We start from the raw sequence: 14,938 nt of genomic DNA on the forward strand, positions 1-14,938 counted from the left end.
CTCAGTAAAAGCGATGAAACAAATTCAGAACTATTACATAATTATAGATAGTTGGGTTATCCAATCATTACTGCTACTTTTTATAATAATAAACTTCACTACAGGATATCTATATGACTGATAATAAAAGCTCCGATACTCTGACTCAGCGTATCTTAGTCGTTGACGACGATGCGCGCCTGCGCTCTTTGCTCCAGCGCTTTTTAGAAGATGATGGCTTTGTGGTACGTACTGCCCATGACGGCAGTCAGATGGATAAGCTCATGCAGCGTGAACTGTTTTCTTTAGTCGTTCTCGATTTGATGCTGCCAGGCGAAGATGGAATCAGTATCTGCAAGCGCTTGCGCGAAGATAACGCCGATATTCCGATTATTATGCTAACCGCAAAAGGCGGCGATGCCGATCGTATCGCTGGGCTAGACGCTGGCGCTGATGATTATCTGCCAAAACCTTTTAACCCAAAAGAGTTGCTCGCCCGCATCAAGGCCGTATTACGTCGGCAGAACCGCGAGCTACCCGGCGCGCCAAGCCATCAGTTAGAGGTGGTTGAGTTTGGTCCTTGGACGCTTGATTTGTCTACGCGTACCCTCAAACGTGACGGTAATGTGGTAACGCTGACTACTGGTGAATTTTCAGTATTAAAAGCCTTAGTACAGCATCCACGTGAGCCTTTGACCCGGGATAAGCTGATGAATCTTGCCCGTGGTCGCGAGTGGGGCGCTATGGAGCGCTCTATCGATGTACAAGTATCACGCCTGCGTCGCTTGATTGAGGACAACCCTTCGCAAGCGCGCTATATTCAAACCGTATGGGGCGTCGGCTATGTATTCGTTCCCGATGAGGCGGATGCTGACGTTGAAACAGGTAAGGCGTAAGCGTTTAGGAACTATGGTGACAGACAATAATTCTTCCCCTCACAAATCTAATGTTCGTAAGGATCACAATCAAGCGACTCTAGATGAGCATGAAAATGCTCATTATGACGAAGATGATTCAAAGTCGAATCATTCTTCATCAGAACACAGTTTGACTGCCGTACTTGAGCAATTAGACCCTGATAAAGATACGGGTAAGGTAAATATCGGCGATATCATGGATACGCTTAACTCTAGAGGCTTTGGGCCTTTGATATTTGCCCCTGCACTTATTGCCATCATGCCAACAGGAGGCATCCCTGGGGTGCCAACGGTTTGCGGCGTGATCATTATTTTGATAAGTATTCAGATGCTGTTTGGCAAAGAGCGACCTTGGTTGCCGCAATTTGTCGATAATATCTCTTTTGATGAAGACAAGCTGCACAAAGGGGTGAATATTGCTTCAAAAGCCACAAAATGGATTGATAAAGTCGTTAAACCAAGGCTTAAGCAGCTAACCTCTAATAAAGCGAAAAAGGTAGCGGCAGCGCTTTGTATTTTTGCCGCCCTTGCTATGATTCCGCTTGAGCTCGTACCTTTCGCGGTGATGATACCTGCAGCCTCTGTCATTTTATTTGCCATTGCTTTAATTACAGAAGATGGCTATGTATTTTTAGGCGGTTTATTGCTGAATTTGGTTACTATTTATTTTTTAATTACGCAAGTGCTGTTATAAAAAAACCAACCGCATCGGGTTGGTTGTCTATGATAAATATAGTATGTGCTTATCAGCGCAGTTGACTGTCCTTACTACCACGGCGATTAAATAACTCAGAAGCCTTAGCGTCTTGTTCAAGCTCATTTTGACAGCCGATACAGTGCTGCACGCCAGGTACTGCTACCCTTCTCGCTTCTGGTATTGGCTCACCGCACTCATCACAATACTGCGCACTCTCGCCCTTTGGTAGTGCTTGGCGCACCCGATCTAACGCATCGTTGACGGTAGCATCCATTTGCTCGTGCTCTGCTCCATCTCTTGACCATCCACCTGCCATAATCTTATCCTTTTTAACCATATTTCTATTAGCTCTATCTTTAGTTATTAAAATAAAAGCCTTTAATTACAGATAGATGGGGCGTATTAGCTAGGATTTCAATACACCTATCGTTAAGTGTATACAAGAGAATTTGGCGATAAAAGCCGTGCATATTTTATTATTTAGGCTGCAGTGCTATCACTTGTCCGCGCACATCGATACTCTCATCACTCATCAAGCAGATATAACCTGGCATAATATCTTCTGGTGTTTTGAGGCTCATAGGGCTCTCTCCCGGATAGGCATGTGCGCGCATATTGGTACGAGTGCCGCCGGGATTGATGCAATTAAAACGCAAGCTCGTAGTGTTTTGCGTCTCTTGAGTAAAGATATCGCTCATTCCTTCTACTGCTTGTTTGGATAAGGCGTAAGCACCCCAAAAAGCGCGTGGATAAGTGCCGACCGTACTTGAGGTAAAGACAATAGAGCCATTTTTGGCATCTTTTAACAGTGGCAGTAACGCTTGCGTCAGCTTAAATGTCGCAGTGAAGTTTATCTGCATTACTTTGGTAAACATATCGACATCATACATCTCAAGCGGGGTTAATGCTCCCAAGATGCCAGCATTGTTGAGGAGACCATCTAAATGACCAAACTCTTTATCGATAAGCCGCTCTAGCTTTTGCATCTCATCATAACTAGCAGTTTCTAAATCCATAGGCAAAATAGCCGGCTGCTTGCCGCCCATATTTTCAATTTCATCATAAACAGCTTCAAGCTTACTAGTGGTGCGACCTAAGAGCAGTACCGTTGCGCCAAAACGTGCATAAGTTAAGGCAGCCACGCGGCCAATACCTGCCCCCGCTCCAGTCACTAAAATGACCTTGCCCTCTAAGCTGTTATCTTCTGCGACAAAATTACGGATTTGTTCATGGCTTAAAGGCTGATGACTGTCTTTGGTTATAGTATTACGCTCAGAATTTTTCTTATTACCGCTCATCGTATTATTCATGGTATTGCTCACTGCTATCGATATATTTTAGACAAGATTCATTACTATTAAAAAAGCACGACTGCTTACAAGTAATCAAACTTACCAGACCTTAATAATAATTGCTTAAGCTGCATCGGTGTCTCGACGATATGCGTTGCGCCCCACTTTTTTAGGGTCGGCTGATCTTCTGCTGGGATATAGCCATAAGCCGCTAAAATGGTGGGCATACCAGCGGCATTCCCTGCTTCGATATCGCGAATATGATCACCGACATAAAGCACGCAAGCCGCGCCCCCACGTGCTATTCCTAATTTCTCTAGTGCCAGATACATAGGCTCAGGATCAGGCTTGGTACGCGATACGTCCTCAGGACAGACCAGTACCGAACAGCGCTCATCGAGCTGCAGTTTATTCAGTAATAACTCTGCTAAGTGGCGCGGTTTGTTAGTGACAATACCCCAAGGTGTACCATTCTTCTCAAGGGTTCGTAGTAGCTCGTCAAGCTCAGTAAAGACACCACTATCGATACAGATATCGGCCTCATAATCATCCAAAAACTGCTGACGATAAGTGAGTAGCTCTTCCTCAGTGACACCCCCTTGACCATTATGTTCCAGCATTAGCTTAACCATTGCTGAGGCACCGGCAGAGACTTGCTGACGAATATCGGCATCGTTTGGCGCTTGCCAATGGTTCTCTTGGCTCATCTTACCGATGATACGCACAAAATCAGCAGCGGTATCGATCAAAGTACCATCTAGATCGAAGAGTACCGCCTTTACAAAGTTAGTCATAGTAGCTGCCTTAATTGATAAGCATTATTATGCTTTTATAAAAAATTCGTTTGTACTTACTGTTTAGCCTTATGTATTCAGCCTTACTTATTCATAGGTTTATGAACCGCCATCATATAATTGACATCGACATTCTGTGCTAACCAATAGCGCTTGGTAATTGGATTGTAGTGCAGTCCAATAATGTCTTGGCGGTTAAACCCGGCGTTGAGCGCCATTTTATCCAGCTCGGCTGGGGTAATGAATTTGGCGTAATCATGCGTACCGCGATCTAATAGTCGCAGCACATATTCAGCGCCAACGATAGCAAACAAATAGGACTTAGGATTACGGTTAATAGTCGATAACACACAGACACCGCCTGGCGCTAATAGATCGTAGCAAGCTTGCACAATAGCGCTAGGGTCTGGGACATGCTCTAACATCTCCATACAAGTGACCACATCGAACTGACCTGCATGCTTCGCTGCAAAACTCTCAACCGCGATATGCTGATAACGTAGCGTCTTCTCAAGACCGCTTTGCTGCGCATGGACAGTAGCCGCCTTTAGGTTTTCAGTACCCAAATCGATACCAGTGACGTCCGCACCGCGCCGTGCCATAGACTCGGATAAAATCCCGCCGCCGCAGCCGATGTCGAGTATTTTTTTACCTTGTAACCCATCGGCTGCGGTCTTGTTAGTGCCCGCGCTCTGATAACCGCGCTCTACGTTTTCGGTGATCCAGTTGAGCCGCAAAGGATTGATCTCATGCAAAGTTGCAAACGCGCCTGTTTTGTCCCACCATTCGCCGGCAAGTTTGTTGAATTTATCGACTTCACTAGGATCCACATTGGTTACCGTTTGATCAGCTATATCCTCTTGGACATTGTTAGTCGTATTTTGCTGAGGTTGCGTTGCGCTCATAGAAATATCCTTTAGTACCATTATTGTCGTTGTTATTAGATCGTAGCGATTATGCTTAAAAAACTAAGAATTCATCAATGATAGCGATAAGATCTTAGCAAGCTAATACTAAAAATACTCCACGGTTAGTATTAATAGCGTTAGAAACAAGGGTTAATGTTAGCATGAGAGTCGTTGTATTACCTTAGCCACCTAGTGACTGATTGTGAACGTTTGCATTAGATAATCAGTTGTGTAATATTCGGTTGTCTATTCCTTATCTAACTATAAATAATATCTACAGCGTGGCAACTATTGGTTAAGAATACGGTTCACAATGACTATCATTTTACGTTATTATAGCCGAACTGTATTTAATGATTTATCTTAATACCCTTAAGCCTTAAGAATCAAAGGAAAAAGTATGAAACGTGTCCTCGCATTGACTGGTTTGGCCTGTGCTATTGGTTTCGCTAATATGGGCGTACAAGCGGCCGATTATGTCGCCGGCAAAGACTACAAAGTTCTTGATAATCCAGAAAAAATCAGCGGTGATGCTATTATCGTTCGCGAGTTCTTTTGGTACGGTTGCCCGCATTGTTATGCTTTGAACCCGCATATGGAAAAATGGGCAAAAAGCAAAGATAAAGATGTCGCCTTCTTTAAAACTCCCGCCGCACTAAACCCAGTTTGGGAAGCTAGCGCTCGTGGGTTCTACGCCGCTCAGCTACTAGGTTATGAAAACAAAACTCATGATGCGCTGTTCGATGCGATCCATAAGGATGGCAAAAAACTATTCGACCAAGCTTCACTTGCCAACTGGTACGCTTCACAAGGCGTTGACAAAAAGAAATTCAATAGCCTTTACAACTCTTTTGCAGTAGGCACGAAGATTGGACGCTCACAAGCAGGAGCCAAGCGTTATCAGCTATCAGGAGTACCAGCAGTCGTGGTGCAAGGTAAATACGTAGTGTCCGGTGAGAGCGCGAAAGTCCCTAAAGTGGTAGAATTTTTAGTCGATAAAGTACGCGCTGAAAAGTAATTATTTAAACAATACTAACAGCATAAAAAATATAACTTCTAGCCAAAAAATAAAGCCAGCTCTCAGCTGGCTTTATTGTGTTTAATGACTTTTTAGCTAAAACTACTGACGAAAGCTTGGTAATAATGCAGGGATACCGGGTAACATACCCACAATAGCCATCACGCCAGTCAAGATTATAAAGGTCACTACCGGAATGATCCAGCGACTCATCTTAGATAAGCTAGCACTGCGCTCTTTTGAGCCAATCAGACCTAAGTTATCTAATACTAAAGTAATAGACCAACCAAAAGCTGGGTTTACTAACGCTGAGGCAAAAACGACTATCGCAGCCGACTGTGTTGTTTTACCTTCACGAGTCATCTCCATACCCGCCTCAAGTAGCGGAATAAACACCCCAACGATTAAGGCCACACACATGACTGGCTCCCAAATCGCAAGGTCCATGGGATAGCCCCAAACCCCTGCTATCAGGCAAAAAAGACCGGTCAGCACAGCACCTGCTGGGATAGGACGCTTAGCAATCGCTGCTGGCACAATATAAGTACCCCATGACGAAGCAAAGTTTGCGCCGCCCAATACTGAACCTGCCACCTGACGAATCGAAGCACTGGTCATGGTATCATCGATGTCCATCAATACCTTCTCAGTGCGCTTTGGGTAGCTGATTTTTTGAAAGACTTGATGACCCAAAAAGTCTGGTGACCACATCGCCACTGCCAGTACCGCAAACGGCAATACCACCACAAAGCTCTCAACAGTGGGTAGCCCTAGCATCCACCCGGTGTTTTCACCCCACCAGTACATCGGATTCATATTTGGCAGGCCGGGCGTGGTTTTAAACGCAAATGGCGCGCCCATAGCAAAAGCCACTCCGCCACCTAACAAGCAGCTTAATGGGACTGCTAACCACCGTTTTTGGAAGTTCTCTAGCATCGCATACAATAAGATCGTTAGCAAAATTACCACAAAGGCAATATGCGTCATACCAATGCCTTCTGCCCAAGCAAATAAGTTTTTGACTTGCGAGGTGGTACCAATGAAGCCTAAGTATAGCAGTAGACCGCCGCAGACCCCCTTACTGGTTAGATTGGCCAATAAACTACCGCCTTTGCTAATCGCTAGCAGCAGACCAAAAGCACCGATGAGTAAGCCAAAAGCCATAGGGTGGCCACCAGCTGCGACCACAATCGGAATAAGAGGAATCAGCGGGCCATGAGTACCAGCAAGGTTGGCAGTCGGTAGCAAAAAACCTGAAAATAAGATGACAAAAAACGCGACAATGAGCAGCTCATAACGTACGTTTTCTAAAACAAATGCTTCTCCTAAGCCAAGAGGGCCTGCAAAAGTAGCGGCGATAGCACCGACCATGACCACTTTACCGATAGTGGCTGCCATCGCCGGAATGGTATCTTCAAACTCAAAACGATAATCTCTAAAGGGTAAGTTTGGCCGCCAGCGCTTAGGCTGCATGACTTGTAATTCATGATTGAGATATGCGTCGCGACTTTCAAAACTAGCGTAGGGTTGATGTAACTCAGCATAGCTACCTTGCAAAGGGTCGTTTTCGTGGGCAAGGTTGGGATTAGCGTCTGCGGTTTTTGATGCGGGGATTTGAGGATTACTCATCACATCTCCTTATGTTGACTGAGAACTTAAATAATCGTTTGTTTGCTTCAATTACCGATAGTTGGGACTGCTGTCTCGACTTATTCTTAACGGTTAAACTACCGCAAACAAAGGGGTGGTCATTGTAGGTCATCAGTATCCATAATGCGAGTGTTGTTTTCCTAAAGCGATTTATAGCGTCAGTTTCTTATCCTTATCTTTAGACCAGTTGGCCGCTTTTTCACCCAATTTACAAATTTTTCGACTTCGCTATGTGCTCGTAGGCGTGCTACCGTGTGGTAGTAATTTGCCAGCTCATGATTAGCAAAAATGTTATGGATTTGGCTGTGGCAAGGACGACATAGCATGGCAATATCGCCGCTCATCTCTGTACGGCTAAAGCTGCGCTGCGTACGGGCTTTATTATGCCGCGATCTTGGAATGAGATGGTGTCGAGTTAACTATAAATTCGTACGACCACAGAGTTGACAGCTCCCTTCTACCGCCGCTTCCCTTTGCTTGCTATTAGTCTTTGACATAACTAGTCTCCTTTTGTCCTTCTCTCGCTTAATTTTCTATTATAAAATAAAATTCGAGTATTCTAAGTGTACACTTGTACGTTAGGCACGCTAGTGAATGATAAATAACGGGCGCTTTTCATTATGCAAACCTCTACTTACCGGAGCATATTTATTCATAGCTGATTATAGCCGACTGATATTATTATAAAGATTAGGGATTGAAGGATAAAAAATGAAGCTACTTCCAAAAAATTTAGAAATACTAAATCGCAAAGCCAAGCAGTACATTATGCCGATACTGACGCCGCATTTATTAAAACTACGTATCAATACCTATGCGCCTTATGTGGGTGCCGGTATCAAGCTTGAGTACTTAGATACCGATCAAGGGCTATGCGTCGTCAGTATGGGTCTGACGGCTTTGAACAAGAATATCGTCGGCACGCAGTTTGGTGGTAGTTTGTACGCCATGACCGACCCTTTTTATATGCTGCTATTGATGCAACAATTGGGTAGCAATTATGTGGTATGGGATAAAAGCTCGCATATTGAGTTTGTCGCGCCAGGAGCTAGTAAAGTAACTGCGCGAATAAAAGTATCGAGCAGTGAAGCGACGATAATCCGTAAACTCGCTGAGAGCGGCGAGCCGGTATTTCGCGACTATCGCACTGAAATCGTCGATAATAACCAAAAAGTCATCGCGGTCGTGACCAAGACCATCTACATTCGCTTACGCAAGCACAGTAAGTCTAAAAGCCAAGCCAGTCGTCTAGATTTACCTGATAAGCCTGACATTAAAGATAATAGTCAAAGTTAAACTGTAGTGCTATAAAAGAGATGCCTTAGAATAATGGATATCTCAGGAATAATAGACATCTTAATTTTGTTTCGCGAATACAAAAACCCCAATCTAGCTTGCGCATAGATTGGGGTTTTGTCTTTTTTGGTACGCCTACTTATTTATATAATAAACCTATGAATAAGGGCTTGTAACTACGGCTAGTAACTATTACTAATAAGTAATTATTAACTAGTAATAGTTAGGCTCAACATTGAGCGCGGCTACTAGCTTAGATACCAGGTGCGGTATCCACAGCGTCAGGTACGCCGGCGTCAGTTTTCTTCTGAGCACCTTGCTTTGCTGGACGTGCGCCAAGCTTCTCGCGGATACGTGCTGATTTACCAGAACGCTCACGTAAGTAGTATAGTTTCGCGCGACGAACGGCACCGCGGCGTTTCACTTCGATACTGTCGATAATAGGAGAATGCAATTGGAAAGCACGCTCAACACCAACGCCACTTGAGATTTTACGAACCGTAAAGGCTGAGTTTAAACCACGGTTACGCTTAGCGATGACGACGCCTTCAAAGGCCTGTAGACGCTCACGCTCGCCTTCACGTACCTTTACTTGTACGACAACGGTATCACCAGCGCTAAAGTCTGGGCGTTCTACTAGTTGAGCATTTTCAACGCTTTGAACTAATGGATGTTTGTTGCTCATGAGAGTTATCTCCTCACATTAGATAATAGAGGCTAAGCGCATATCACCTGTTTGTAATAATTAATTGCCTTCAACTACTCTCTTAATCAAGAGTAAGTAGAGACAAGGTAAATGGGGTTTGTTAAACGGCCATTACACTATAGCCGATTACTTATTGCGCAAAATTCTTTTTAACGGTTTAGCTATACTGACTATTTATATCTGCTACTTTGACTGCTCTTTTAGCCAACGCGCTTGCTCAGCAGTCGGACTAAAAGCTTGCCATAAGTCTGGACGCCTCGCTTGAGTACGCTCTACTTGCTGATGAAAACGCCACTTAGCGATATTGGCATGATGGCCTGAAAGCAGTACTTCCGGAACCGCCATACCCGCAAACTCATGCGGCTTAGTGTAGTGAGGACAATCGAGCAAGCCATCGACGAACGAATCTTGCATCGCGGATTTATCATCACCCATAATATCAGGTAGACGACGTATCACACTATCCATCAACACCATCGCTGGGAGTTCACCGCCAGTTAAGACGTAATCACCAAGCGAGACTTCAGCATCGACGTATTGTGTCAATAAGCGCTCATCAATGCCCTCATAACGACCACATAATAAAATCATGCCGTCGTAATCAGCCATCTCAAGCACGCTATTTTCACTGAGCGTCTGCCCTTGTGGTGACAAATAAATCACCGGACAATGCTTGCTGTCGATACGGCAACCTTGCAGACCAGCGCGCTGTTTAGCATCCTCAATCGCTTGCGCTAATGGCTGAGCCATCATCACCATACCAGGACCACCACCATAAGGACGTTCATCAATACGGCGGTAATTGTCCGTGGTATAGTCGCGTGGATTGATGCAATCAATAATAACTTGCTGCTGAGTCACAGCGCGGCCAGTGATACCAAAATCACGAATCGCGGCAAACATCTCAGGAAAGATACTTATGACAGCAAAATACATCAGCAATCACTAATCAATGGTCAATAGTCACTTGGCCAAGCAGCGATGACCGTTTTAGCCGTTATATCGACTTCGATCACCGTTTGCTTATGCCAAGGTATCAGACGCTCTTCATTATCTAAGCTATCTGAGGTGGCCGCTACGCGCATGATGTCATGGGCACCGGTTTCAAACATCTCAGTAATATCGCCTAAATACTCATCTTGCTCATTGAAGACTCGTACCCCGATCAGATCTGACCAATAGTACTCATCTTCGCCAGTCTCAGGCAAGACATCTTGCTCCACCCAAAGGGTTACCCCATTCATGGTTTCTGCAACATTGCGATCAGGAACTTGCTCAAACTGAGCGACAATACCCGATCCTTGCTCTCGCCAAGCTTTGACAGTCAAAGGCTTCATACCCATAGCGGTCTTCATATACCAAGGCTGCATAGCAAATATAGCGGTTCGGTCATCGGTATCGCTAAAAACCCAAAGCCAACCTTTTATACCGTAAGGCTTTTTGAGCTGACCTATTTTCATAAGGTTATTAGCAGGTGTTGATGACATAACGACTCTAAATATTATAAATACAGTGTAGGATAAAGAAGATAACGATATGCTATGGGACGCTAGATTTTTAAGTCAATATTTCTAAACTCAGATCTATAAATAGCTCGTAAGCTATTTATAGATCATCACTTAAGACTTAAGCAGTAGCTTCGCTTTCAGCAGCAGTCTTGTTGTAAGACTTCGCTAATGAAGCAACGCGATCTGAAGGCTGTGCGCCTTTTGCGACCCACGCATTGTACGCTTCCATGTTTAAGCGAACCGCTTCTTCTGACTCTTTAGCCAAAGGGTTAAAAAAGCCAATGTTTTCGATGTAGCGACCATCACGCGCGCGGCGTTGATCAGCAACTACGACTTGATAAAATGGGCGTTTTTTGGCACCGCCCCGTGCTAAACGAATAACAACCATCTGATTTCTCTCTTTCGCAGGTATACCAAAAAGGGCACAATTATATCATAGTCTATTATTTTTGAAAACATAAACTGTGTTTATTTAGTTGTTTGATAACAATCACTTAGATGAGCTGTTTTTGCTGCGCATTTAGCTCAACCCATAGCGCATTTTACGCTATTGCACTATACTCATCTCACAACACCTGTGTCTTATACCCTTGATTATTTTTCTGTACCTCTTTTGGAGCATCCGTCTGCTATGAGTACCGCGAATACCCCAACACGTCGCTCTAGTAGTTGGTCGAACAGCTGGCTGACCACTTTTATGATTAGTTTTATGGTCATTATCAGTGTGAGTCTATCTATCTGGTTCTTTTGGCGTAGTCTTTATTTGCCTGAGTTAAAAACCCATGCTCGCTATTTGACCAGTGAGCTACAATTGATGAATAGTGCCAAACAAGATTGGCAAAATAATCCTGAGGTTCAGCGCTGGATCTATGAGCACTCGCATGTGGTCACAGTAGAGAACCCTAGCGACTTTCCACAAGTTGAGCAAAAAGTGTTTGTCGGCCTTTTTACCAATGTATTACAACATGAAATCAGTGCGCAGCTGGGCCGCCCAGTAGAGGTTTATTTTAAGTTTAAGCCAACACCGCAGCTATGGGTGCAAGATAGCCGTGATACTAGCTTTTGGATACGTGAGCCCGTTATCTACTATTCCCAATACAGTCCGACCCTGTTAGGATTTTTTCTACTTGGCATTCCTATTCTGACGTTGCTCACTATTATCTTGATAGCGCGGCAATTGAATCGACCTTTGCGCCATCTGCAGCGAGCCGCGACTAACTATATTCGTCTTGGTCATGCCACCACGCTGCCAACTCAAGCAGGGCCTACTGAGATTCGGCAAGTCAATCTGGCTTTTAATCGGCTTTTTACTACCCTCAATCAAGCACAAAAGGAGCGCACGATTATGCTCGCTGGTATCTCGCATGATTTGCGGACACCACTGACACGCATGCGCCTCACCGCTGAGATGTTACCGGATGACTTTTTTCGGGAAGGCTTGATTTATGATGTGGAAGACATGGATGCGATTTTGGAGCAGTTTATCTCCTTTATGAAAGATGGCTCTGATGAACCGGTGCGCTTGACTGATTTGGATACGATATTTAACGAAATTATAGTGCAGTTTGCACCAATGGAATTTGTGTATGAGTGCCAACTAGAGAAGCAAGTACCCGTACGCCCTTTGTCTATTAAACGGATGATTATTAACCTAGTCAATAACGCCAATCGTTACGGAAAGACACCTATCTATTTATCGGCGACGGTCGTACCGACTTTCAAAGAAACGCTAGCCACAAGCGAGAGTGATGTGATTAGCGAAAGCGAGGTTATGGGTGAAGCGCAAGAGCAGCTTGTCGTTTGTGTGCGCGACTGCGGTGATGGCGTAGCAGAAGATCAGTTAGAGCGTATTATGCAGCCGTTTGAGCGCGGCGAAACCGCTCGGACCACTCAGGGTAGTGGTCTAGGTCTGGCTATTGTTAACCGTATTGCAAGATTGCATCACGGTACGGTGGAGGCGATTAATCATCCCGAAGGCGGCTTACAAGTCTGTGTCAAAATACCGCTGATTTCTAAAGTTGACCAAACAGCCGCTACTGATAAAGACACTGCCGATAATGAGGTTAGCTATAAAAAAGTCGATACTACAATCGATAGCTAGGTGCTATCGGTTGTAGTGTCGAAGTGTTAAAGTATTGAGATACCATGAATGCGAAATAAACAGGTTTGCTTTTTAAAAAGTTAACTCATAAGTTAATTTGTAGTGCCGATAGGGGGCGGAATATGCTCAGAGCTGTTGATAAAGTCGATAGGCTGCACGAGCTCATCTTGTGCTTGTTGTAAGCTTTGGGTAGTACTAGGCTGTTGAAAAAACAAATAGCTAATCAGCACAGCCGCATTAAGTATTATCAAGCCGCCAAATAAGTAAGGCATCCCCTGCTCTCCTCTATTGTCATCCTATCGATAAATCTCAACTCTCAAAGCTGCGCTCACTCTGTTCTTGCGTGATTTGGTCAGCGGCAATGGTCTGCGTTAAGGGCTTAATAGGCCAAGTCATAATAAAACGGGCGCCGCCGAGCTTTGGGCTTTCATCAACGCTCATATTGCCATTGAACCAAAAAGCAATGCGCGAGACAATAGATAATCCTAAACCATAACCGCCTGAAGCGCGAGTGCGGCTGTCGTCTAAGCGAGCAAAAGGAATAAATACTTTTTCGCGATCTTCCTCTGGAATACCCTGCCCATCATCTTCGACACTGACAAATGCATTGCCCTTTTTCACCCAAGCGCTAATAATGATAGTGCCTTCAGCATAACGTAGCGCATTGCCTGCAAGGTTTTGAATCACGCGGTGCAGGTAGCGTCGATCGGCAACGGCTGTCACTTTACTATTAGGCGGATTACCAACGATTTTGATATCTTTGCCTAGAGCGTTAGTTTCACGGACAATTTGCTCAACCAATTCTTTTAAATTGACCGATTCTAAGTCGAGCTTAGGTGACCCTTCTTCTAGTTTAGCGTAGGTTAAGATCTCATCGATTAGACCATTCAAAGATTCGATATCTTCGTCGATATAGTCTCGCTGCATAAAGCGCGAATCTTCATCGTCGGTATCGGCTAGCATATCGACTGCAAAGCGAATACGGGCAACTGGTGTTCGTAGTTCGTGCGATACCGCACGTGTCAGCTCTCGCTGTGACTCAATCAAGCGCTTGATATGGGCGGTCATCGCATTAAAGGTAGCGGACAAGCGCGCAATCTCATCTTGGCCAATGACTTGTACCTGAATATCGAGATTGCCATCGCTAACTTCATTAACCCCGACTTGTATCAGCTGTAACTTGCGTTCGAGTGGGAAGATAAGTGCATAGACGCCTAAGCTGATTAGAAACATACTAATCAACACCATACTGATGATCAAATTGAGCGGGAACCAGTTGAATAAAGGGATCGGCCCCATAAGAACAGCCATATCGTTGATCTCAGAGGGAATGACAATCTTGATAGAAGAGTTGCCTTGGCTACTATTACTATCTTGCAGCAGGATAACCACTTCGTCACGGCGCAAACGTGCCAATTGGTCATCATCCAAATTAAAAGTATCTATGGTGTTTAACGATAACGGGTAAGAGAACTTGTTTTCAAGCTCCGCTAGTCGCGCCCGTTTCTCAGGCAACGTAGGGTAATAAGAGAGATCATCTAATAAAAATACCGCCATAGCGCGTACTTGCTGCTCGGTGACCTGCGAGACCCGCACTGTCAGCACTTTATCATTGGGTAAACGGTGGTAAACATCGGCATAAGCCGGTTGGCTTTCATAGCGAACCACCGTCTCGCCATTTACGAAACGACGCCGTTCACTGGCGCTGAAATCTATATTTTCTAGCGCTACTATACGAAAGGTCGAACCAAATAAACTACTGGCATCAGATAGCCAATATTCGCGCTGGGTTTCTGTCGCTTGATGCGCAAGTCCCTCGCTCACTAAATAAAAAGCACCTGTCGCCATATTCTCGCGATAGGTTTGCATACGCTCTTGATTGATAGTATCCATCAATAACTGCGCAAAAAGAGCAACACATAAGCAGACTATCAATAGCCCAGCGTATATTCGAACAAAGATACTGTGTTTTAGGGATGAGACTAATGACATAATTGCCGTAACCAAAGCATGGGATAATTTATTAGTAAAACTTACTGCTGCTATTCTATAGCAACGCTCGTAAATATGTT

16 protein-coding genes are annotated in these 14,938 nt (G+C 44.5%); 5 read left to right on the forward strand and 11 right to left on the reverse strand.

Going from position 1 to position 14,938, the window contains the following annotated elements:
* Positions 1 to 113: 113 nt before the first annotated feature.
* A complete protein-coding gene (gene ompR, locus ACS8FD_RS04050) occupies positions 114 to 875 on the forward strand; it encodes an osmolarity response regulator transcription factor OmpR (protein ID WP_439274581.1) in 762 nt (253 codons plus the stop codon).
* Entirely contained in the window at positions 847 to 1,590 is a 744-nt protein-coding gene (locus tag ACS8FD_RS04055; protein ID WP_439274582.1) for an exopolysaccharide biosynthesis protein, read from the forward strand. Before ompR ends, ACS8FD_RS04055 begins: the two co-directional genes overlap by 29 nt.
* A 52-nt stretch (positions 1,591 to 1,642) precedes the next feature.
* Here the strand turns inward: ACS8FD_RS04055 and ACS8FD_RS04060 are convergent, their stop codons facing one another.
* The 4 genes from ACS8FD_RS04060 to ubiG form a co-directional block, all read right to left on the reverse strand.
* Positions 1,643 to 1,909 carry a DksA/TraR family C4-type zinc finger protein gene (locus ACS8FD_RS04060; protein ID WP_439274583.1) on the reverse strand — a complete coding sequence of 89 codons (267 nt, stop codon included), beginning with the start codon at positions 1,907 to 1,909 and terminating at the stop codon, positions 1,643 to 1,645.
* Positions 1,910 to 2,069: 160 nt separating this feature from the next.
* Complete coding sequence (locus ACS8FD_RS04065; RefSeq protein ID WP_439274629.1) at positions 2,070 to 2,891, reverse strand: YciK family oxidoreductase; 822 nt, start codon at positions 2,889 to 2,891, stop codon at positions 2,070 to 2,072.
* A 77-nt stretch (positions 2,892 to 2,968) separates the two neighbouring features.
* On the reverse strand, positions 2,969 to 3,679 hold the full coding sequence (locus ACS8FD_RS04070) for an HAD family hydrolase (protein WP_439274584.1): 711 nt from the start codon (positions 3,677 to 3,679) through the stop codon (positions 2,969 to 2,971).
* A gap of 83 nt (positions 3,680 to 3,762) precedes the next feature.
* Complete coding sequence (gene ubiG / locus ACS8FD_RS04075; RefSeq protein ID WP_439274585.1) at positions 3,763 to 4,584, reverse strand: bifunctional 2-polyprenyl-6-hydroxyphenol methylase/3-demethylubiquinol 3-O-methyltransferase UbiG; 822 nt, start codon at positions 4,582 to 4,584, stop codon at positions 3,763 to 3,765.
* Between the two features lie 403 nt (positions 4,585 to 4,987).
* On the opposite strand from ubiG, the gene ACS8FD_RS04080 reads away from it, so the two are divergent.
* Positions 4,988 to 5,605 carry a thiol:disulfide interchange protein DsbA/DsbL gene (locus ACS8FD_RS04080; protein ID WP_439274586.1) on the forward strand — a complete coding sequence of 206 codons (618 nt, stop codon included), beginning with the start codon at positions 4,988 to 4,990 and terminating at the stop codon, positions 5,603 to 5,605.
* A 102-nt stretch (positions 5,606 to 5,707) separates the two neighbouring features.
* Here ACS8FD_RS04080 and ACS8FD_RS04085 read toward each other — a convergent pair whose 3' ends face one another.
* Positions 5,708 to 7,234 carry a DUF3360 family protein gene (locus ACS8FD_RS04085; RefSeq protein WP_439274587.1) on the reverse strand — a complete coding sequence of 509 codons (1,527 nt, stop codon included), beginning with the start codon at positions 7,232 to 7,234 and terminating at the stop codon, positions 5,708 to 5,710.
* A gap of 732 nt (positions 7,235 to 7,966) precedes the next feature.
* Here ACS8FD_RS04085 and ACS8FD_RS04090 point away from each other — a divergent pair.
* Positions 7,967 to 8,551, forward strand: a complete 585-nt coding sequence (locus ACS8FD_RS04090) for a DUF4442 domain-containing protein (RefSeq protein WP_439274588.1) — start codon at positions 7,967 to 7,969, stop codon at positions 8,549 to 8,551.
* Between the two features lie 253 nt (positions 8,552 to 8,804).
* On the opposite strand, the gene rplS is transcribed toward ACS8FD_RS04090, so the two are convergent.
* The 4 genes from rplS to rpsP form a co-directional block, all read right to left on the reverse strand.
* Positions 8,805 to 9,236, reverse strand: a complete 432-nt coding sequence (rplS, locus tag ACS8FD_RS04095; protein WP_439240490.1) for a 50S ribosomal protein L19 — start codon at positions 9,234 to 9,236, stop codon at positions 8,805 to 8,807.
* 204 nt (positions 9,237 to 9,440) lie between these two features.
* Positions 9,441 to 10,193, reverse strand: a complete 753-nt coding sequence (gene trmD, locus ACS8FD_RS04100) for a tRNA (guanosine(37)-N1)-methyltransferase TrmD (RefSeq protein WP_439274589.1) — start codon at positions 10,191 to 10,193, stop codon at positions 9,441 to 9,443.
* Positions 10,194 to 10,213: 20 nt separating this feature from the next.
* On the reverse strand, positions 10,214 to 10,744 hold the full coding sequence (gene rimM / locus ACS8FD_RS04105) for a ribosome maturation factor RimM (RefSeq protein ID WP_439274590.1): 531 nt from the start codon (positions 10,742 to 10,744) through the stop codon (positions 10,214 to 10,216).
* 139 nt (positions 10,745 to 10,883) lie between these two features.
* Positions 10,884 to 11,153, reverse strand: a complete 270-nt coding sequence (gene rpsP / locus ACS8FD_RS04110; protein WP_439240496.1) for a 30S ribosomal protein S16 — start codon at positions 11,151 to 11,153, stop codon at positions 10,884 to 10,886.
* A gap of 243 nt (positions 11,154 to 11,396) precedes the next feature.
* Between rpsP and ACS8FD_RS04115 the strand changes: the two genes are divergently transcribed.
* Positions 11,397 to 12,866, forward strand: coding sequence for an ATP-binding protein (locus ACS8FD_RS04115; RefSeq protein ID WP_439274591.1), 1,470 nt, complete (start codon positions 11,397 to 11,399; stop codon positions 12,864 to 12,866).
* Positions 12,867 to 12,958: 92 nt separating this feature from the next.
* Here the strand turns inward: ACS8FD_RS04115 and ACS8FD_RS04120 are convergent, their stop codons facing one another.
* Together ACS8FD_RS04120 and ACS8FD_RS04125 are read right to left on the reverse strand one after the other, a co-directional pair.
* The gene (locus tag ACS8FD_RS04120; RefSeq protein ID WP_439240500.1) at positions 12,959 to 13,138 is read right to left on the reverse strand and encodes a hypothetical protein; all 180 of its coding nucleotides are present in this window, start codon (positions 13,136 to 13,138) and stop codon (positions 12,959 to 12,961) included.
* Positions 13,139 to 13,175: 37 nt separating this feature from the next.
* Entirely contained in the window at positions 13,176 to 14,858 is a 1,683-nt protein-coding gene (locus tag ACS8FD_RS04125; protein ID WP_439274592.1) for an ATP-binding protein, read from the reverse strand.
* Positions 14,859 to 14,938: the final 80 nt, after the last annotated feature.

This window comes from Psychrobacter sp. 1U2, assembly GCF_051847575.1.

Excerpts from the sequence above, each read along its gene's own strand:
- ACS8FD_RS04085 (WP_439274587.1), bottom strand. The coding sequence starts at position 7,234 with ATGAGTAATCCTCAAATCCCCGCATCAAAAACCGCAGACGCTAATCCC.
- trmD (WP_439274589.1), bottom strand. The coding sequence starts at position 10,193 with ATGTATTTTGCTGTCATAAGTATCTTTCCTGAGATGTTTGCCGCGATT.
- rplS (WP_439240490.1), bottom strand. The coding sequence starts at position 9,236 with ATGAGCAACAAACATCCATTAGTTCAAAGCGTTGAAAATGCTCAACTA.
- ACS8FD_RS04115 (WP_439274591.1), top strand. The coding sequence starts at position 11,397 with ATGAGTACCGCGAATACCCCAACACGTCGCTCTAGTAGTTGGTCGAAC.
- ompR (WP_439274581.1), top strand. The coding sequence starts at position 114 with ATGACTGATAATAAAAGCTCCGATACTCTGACTCAGCGTATCTTAGTC.
- ACS8FD_RS04090 (WP_439274588.1), top strand. The coding sequence starts at position 7,967 with ATGAAGCTACTTCCAAAAAATTTAGAAATACTAAATCGCAAAGCCAAG.
- ACS8FD_RS04125 (WP_439274592.1), bottom strand. The coding sequence starts at position 14,858 with ATGTCATTAGTCTCATCCCTAAAACACAGTATCTTTGTTCGAATATAC.
- rimM (WP_439274590.1), bottom strand. The coding sequence starts at position 10,744 with ATGTCATCAACACCTGCTAATAACCTTATGAAAATAGGTCAGCTCAAA.
- ACS8FD_RS04060 (WP_439274583.1), bottom strand. The coding sequence starts at position 1,909 with ATGGCAGGTGGATGGTCAAGAGATGGAGCAGAGCACGAGCAAATGGAT.
- ubiG (WP_439274585.1), bottom strand. The coding sequence starts at position 4,584 with ATGAGCGCAACGCAACCTCAGCAAAATACGACTAACAATGTCCAAGAG.
- ACS8FD_RS04065 (WP_439274629.1), bottom strand. The coding sequence starts at position 2,891 with ATGAGCGGTAATAAGAAAAATTCTGAGCGTAATACTATAACCAAAGAC.
- ACS8FD_RS04070 (WP_439274584.1), bottom strand. The coding sequence starts at position 3,679 with ATGACTAACTTTGTAAAGGCGGTACTCTTCGATCTAGATGGTACTTTG.
- ACS8FD_RS04080 (WP_439274586.1), top strand. The coding sequence starts at position 4,988 with ATGAAACGTGTCCTCGCATTGACTGGTTTGGCCTGTGCTATTGGTTTC.
- ACS8FD_RS04120 (WP_439240500.1), bottom strand. The coding sequence starts at position 13,138 with ATGCCTTACTTATTTGGCGGCTTGATAATACTTAATGCGGCTGTGCTG.
- ACS8FD_RS04055 (WP_439274582.1), top strand. The coding sequence starts at position 847 with ATGCTGACGTTGAAACAGGTAAGGCGTAAGCGTTTAGGAACTATGGTG.
- rpsP (WP_439240496.1), bottom strand. The coding sequence starts at position 11,153 with ATGGTTGTTATTCGTTTAGCACGGGGCGGTGCCAAAAAACGCCCATTT.